This is a genomic window from Bacillus sp. JJ1764 (genome assembly GCF_036962145.1).
Lineage (GTDB): Bacteria > Bacillota > Bacilli > Bacillales > Cytobacillaceae > Neobacillus.
The window spans coordinates 1-2,102 of the sequence record NZ_JBALNY010000265.1 but is presented as its reverse complement, the minus strand read 5'-3'; the positions used below and the strand labels follow the sequence as shown (position 1 = coordinate 2,102).

General features: G+C 42.7%; 2 protein-coding genes. Both read left to right on the top strand.

The features are described 5' to 3' along the window. A partial coding sequence (locus V7083_RS23650) for an ABC transporter ATP-binding protein (RefSeq protein ID WP_335482662.1) occupies positions 1–526 on the top strand: 526 nt, incomplete at its 5' end. A gap of 182 nt (positions 527–708) precedes the next feature. Then, positions 709–2,102, top strand: a 1,394-nt coding sequence (locus V7083_RS23645) for a diflavin oxidoreductase (RefSeq protein ID WP_335482664.1), incomplete at its 3' end; no start/stop codon positions are given.

Genomic DNA, 2,102 nt, shown 5'->3' with positions numbered 1-2,102 from the left:
AAAATTAGAAATTACCTTTATCTACGTTACCCATGACCAGGAGGAAGCCTTGACAATTTCAGATCGGATTGCGGTTATGAATAAAGGGGTCATCGATCAGGTGGCTGCTCCAAAAGAAATCTATGAAAATCCTTCAACTAAGTTTGTTGCGGATTTCATTGGTGATACTAATTTATTTGAAGTTCAAGTATCAGAGTCCAATGAACAGGGAGCGATCCTTGACTTCGCCGGAACCAAGGTTGGTGGCAAACTCCGTGACCGCAAAATCACAAGTACAACAAGTTTCCTGTCAATCCGACCAGAGCGAGTTAGACTATTGGAAAACGGGGAAACCGCTCCTTATTTTCTTTCAGGGACAGTGGAAGAAATCATCTATGTGGGTTCTTTTATCCGAACGGTAATCCTGTTGCCAAAAGGAGAACGAATTACTGCGATGCTGCAAAGTAACGGTGACCATATTTGCCAACCTGGTGATCGGGTACGTGTAACTTGGAAGGAAGAAGACGGGATTGTCATTGGTCAATAACATGGATTGGCACCTCATAAAGGGGTGCCATTATTTATTTTCTAATTCCTACTTGACTTATAGGAATAGTGAAACTATTATAATAGTAATCAATTTTTTGAATGAATATTCGGATTAAATTGGCGATTTGCTAATTTTTTAGAAGAGATTGACCGAATGTACATTCTTAGTGAGGTGGATCAATTTGCAATTTCAAGTATTGNNATCAGGAGCAGGCGGAGCTCCTCAACCGCATTCTGCCGACATTGACAGAGACACAAAAGGTTTGGCTAAGCGGTTATCTTGCAGCTTCTTCATCGACATTTGTCCTCGGTGCATTAGCCGATGCAACTCAAAACTCAGAGAGTTCGTCCCAACAAAACGGGCAGTCCATCTCGAATGAAATCACGGTTCTTTTTGGATCACAGACCGGAAACTCTAAGGGATTGGCGAACAAAGCTGGTAAAAGGCTGGAGGCAAACGGGTTCAAAGTAACGATCTCATCCTTGAGTGACTTCAAAACGAACCGATTAAAAAAAGTGAAAAACCTTTTAATCATTGCCAGCACACATGGAGAGGGAGACCCCCCTGATAACGCACTATCGTTCCATGAGTTTTTATACAGCAAACGGGCACCGAAGCTCGAAGGACTTCAGTTTTCCGTATTGGCACTGGGCGACAGCTCATATGAATTCTTCTGTAAAACGGGCAAAGATTTTGATTCCCGTTTGGAAGAACTGGGAGGTACAAGGATCTATCCACGTTTCGATTGTGATGTGGATTTCGCGGAACCGGCAGAAGAATGGTTGGAGGGAGTACTTGGCAGTTTAAAAGGTGCTGAAAATTCAAGCACTGCTGCACAGGCTGTATTGACTTCTTCGGCATTGGCAGTAGAATCCGAGTTTTCTAGAACCAATCCATTTAAAGCTGAAATTCTCGAAAACCTGAACCTGAATGGACGCGGCTCTAATAAAGAAACCCGACATTTGGAAATCTCCTTAGAAGGGTCAGGATTGACCTATGAACCAGGAGATGCACTAGGGATTTATCCTGAAAATGATCCAAACTTAGTAAGTTTACTCCTGGAACAATTATCCTGGAATGCAGATGAAACTGTTACTGTAAATAAACAAGGTGATGCTCTTTCCTTAAAAGAAGCATTACGGACTTATTTTGAAATTACTGTACTTACAAAACCACTTTTAGAAAAAGTCGCACAACTTTCTGAAAGCGAAGGGTTAAAAGAACTTTTAGCTCCAGGTAATGAAGCAAAAGTGAAGGAATACTTAAATGGCCGTGATTTAGTCGATTTAGTGAGGGATTTTGGTGTTTGGGGCAGCTCGGCACAGGAATTTGTTTCGATTCTACGTAAAATCCCGCCACGTCTATACTCGATTGCCAGCAGCTTAGCGGCAAACCCTGACGAGGTGCATTTAACCATTGCCGCCGTTCGCTATGAGGCCCATGACCGTGAACGGAAAGGGGTCGCTTCGATCCAGGCAGCAGAACGATTACTTCCAGGAGATCTTGTATCGGTATTTGTTCAGCAAAACGACAATTTTAAATTGCCAGCAGATCCGAATACGCCGATTATCAT